This is a genomic window from Xanthomonas sp. SHU 199, assembly GCF_000364665.1.
GTDB lineage: Bacteria > Pseudomonadota > Gammaproteobacteria > Xanthomonadales > Xanthomonadaceae > Xanthomonas_A > Xanthomonas_A sontii.
Window position 1 is genome coordinate 1 of sequence record NZ_AQOI01000279.1, and the last position, 2,115, is coordinate 2,115.

General features: G+C 71.8%; 5 protein-coding genes. 4 read left to right on the forward strand and 1 reads right to left on the reverse strand.

From position 1 onward, the window contains the following. Positions 1–472 (forward strand): PDZ domain-containing protein (locus D183_RS24450; RefSeq protein ID WP_039727032.1); only part of this gene is annotated, 472 nt, incomplete at its 5' end. A gap of 10 nt (positions 473–482) precedes the next feature. On the opposite strand, the gene D183_RS0110395 is transcribed toward D183_RS24450, so the two are convergent. Further along, positions 483–710 carry a hypothetical protein gene (locus tag D183_RS0110395; protein ID WP_017908930.1) on the reverse strand — a complete coding sequence of 76 codons (228 nt, stop codon included), beginning with the start codon at positions 708–710 and terminating at the stop codon, positions 483–485. A 174-nt stretch (positions 711–884) separates the two neighbouring features. Between D183_RS0110395 and D183_RS0110400 the strand changes: the two genes are divergently transcribed. From D183_RS0110400 to D183_RS0110410, 3 genes are all read left to right on the forward strand, one after another. Further along, positions 885–1,256 carry a hypothetical protein gene (locus D183_RS0110400; protein ID WP_010340149.1) on the forward strand — a complete coding sequence of 124 codons (372 nt, stop codon included), beginning with the start codon at positions 885–887 and terminating at the stop codon, positions 1,254–1,256. 7 nt (positions 1,257–1,263) lie between these two features. Further along, positions 1,264–1,740, forward strand: a complete 477-nt coding sequence (locus D183_RS0110405; protein WP_017908931.1) for a hypothetical protein — start codon at positions 1,264–1,266, stop codon at positions 1,738–1,740. After that, a partial coding sequence (locus D183_RS0110410; RefSeq protein ID WP_017908932.1) for a hypothetical protein occupies positions 1,737–2,115 on the forward strand: 379 nt, incomplete at its 3' end. The genes D183_RS0110405 and D183_RS0110410, both read left to right, overlap by 4 nt.

Here is a 2,115-nt window from a genome sequence, read left to right on the forward strand (position 1 = left end):
GGCGGCCGCGGCCGCCGGGCTGCAGCCGGGCGACGTGATTACCGGCGCCAACGGCGAGCGCCTGGACAGTGCCGAGGCGCTGCACAACTACGAAGGCCTGCAGCCGGTGGGCAGCACGGTGACCCTGGACGTGCGCCGCGACGGCAAGCCGCTGCAGCTCAAGGCCACGCTCAAGGAACAGCCGCGCGCGATCAGCGGCGAGTCGCTGGATCCGCGGCTGAGCGGCGCCACCTTCGCCGACCTGCCCGAATCGCTGCGCCAGTCCGGCATCTCCGGCGTGCTGATCGGCAACGTGGCGCGCGGCAGCCGTGCGGCACGCAACGGCCTGGCCAGCGGCGACATCGTGGTGGCCGCCTCGGTCGGCGAATTCGCCGACCTGGCCAGCTACCGCGCCAATTTCGCGCGCAAGCCGGCGCAACTGGTGCTGCGCGTGGTGCGTGGCGGCGCGCAGGCCGACCTGGTCATGCAGTGAGCCGGCACGCTCAGTCCAGGCGCGCGGCGTAATCGTCGCGCACGTGCTGGTTCAAGTAGGTGGTGAGACCGCGCCCGGCGGCGGCCAGGCGCTGCATCTCCATGACCTGGAGCAGGCCAGGATGCTGGCGGTCGTAGCGATAGGTGGCGCCGTCAGCGAAGCGCAGCGCGATCCAGTCCGGGCCGCTGTCGTAGGCGACCACCCCGGCATGGCCGCTCCGGTTGCAGTACGCGTGCATTGCGGTTCCTCCGGGACTTGGCCGATCGCGAGCGAGCGCCGACACTATGGCGCACTGCCTGCGGCGACGAGCTAACACCCCGTACACCCCGCCGATGGTATTGGTGTCGCCCCGTTCTGCGCAGCGTCCGCGATGGCGGACGGCAGGCCCCCAAACCCCAGAGGAGACATGCCCATGAATGCCAGCCCGACCAATACCGAGAATCTCAAGGACAACCTGAGCGAAGCCGGCGCGCACCTGAAGTCCGCGGCCAGCTACGCCGGCGACGCGATCAAGGGCGCTGCCGGTGCCGCCGGCGAAGAACTGAAGCTGGGCAAGGCCAACGTCAAGGCCGAGCTGTCCGACAGCGCGCTGTCCGGGTTGGCGGCGGCCGAGTTCGGCGGTGCGGCGGCGAAGGAGCAGGTGGACGTGCTGCTGGACAAGGGCCGCGACCTGATCGACAGCGCCGCCGAGCTGATCCGCGAGCGTCCGCTGGCCTCGTTCGGCGTGGCCTTCGCCACCGGCTGGATCATCGCCAAGCTGGCGCGCAGCGGCGGCGACAAGTAAGCCGCGCGTGAGCGAGGAGCAGGCCCGCACCGACGGCGCCGCGGCGGACGCCGCGGCCGCACCGTCGCTGGAGGAATCCTTCCGCGCGCTTGGCACGGCCGGGCGCGAAGGACTCAATGCCACCCTGGACACCGGCCGCGCGCTGCGCAAGCTGGTGGCCGCGGACTTCGCCCTGGCCCGTGCCGCCCTGGCGCGGGCGCTGGTGTGGCTGACCGTGTCGGTGGCGTTCGGCGCGTCGGCCTGGATGCTGCTGATGGGCGCGATGATCGCCCTGCTGCAGCGCATGGGCTGGTCGTGGCTGGCGTCGATCTCGGCGACCGCGGCCTTCAGCCTGGTGGTCACCGCGCTCGGGGCCTGGCAGGCGCTGCGCTACTTCGACATGAGCAAGCTCGACGCCACCCGCCGCCAGTTGGCCAAGCTGGGCATCGGCGGCGACGACGAGGACGGCGACGAGGATGTCGCCAAGCGCGAGGCCACGCCATGACCCTGCGGCAATTGCAGCACCGCATCGCCCGCGCCGAATCGGTGCTGGAAGGACGCCAGGAGCAGGTGCGCACGCACTGGACGACCCTGCAGCAGGTCTGGCGCGAAGGCTGGACGCCGTGGCGGATCGTGATCGTCGGCCTCGGCACCGGCTTCCTTGTCGGTCGCGCCGAACCGGCGGCCGTGGTCGGCAAGCTCGGCGGCGCGCGCTGGCTGCAGATGCTCAGCGCGGTCTCCAGCCTGATCAACGCCACCACCGCCAAGAGCGCATCCGACGACGCCGAGCGCGCCTCCGACGATGCCGAGGAAGCGGCGGACACCGCACAGGATGCGGCCGTGGATGCCGCCACCCAGGCCCCGCCTGCCGTTGCCCCCG

Coding starts and splice junctions, on each gene's coding strand:
- D183_RS0110395 (WP_017908930.1), bottom strand. CDS start 710: ATGCACGCGTACTGCAACCGGAGCGGCCATGCCGGGGTGGTCGCCTAC.
- D183_RS0110400 (WP_010340149.1), top strand. CDS start 885: ATGAATGCCAGCCCGACCAATACCGAGAATCTCAAGGACAACCTGAGC.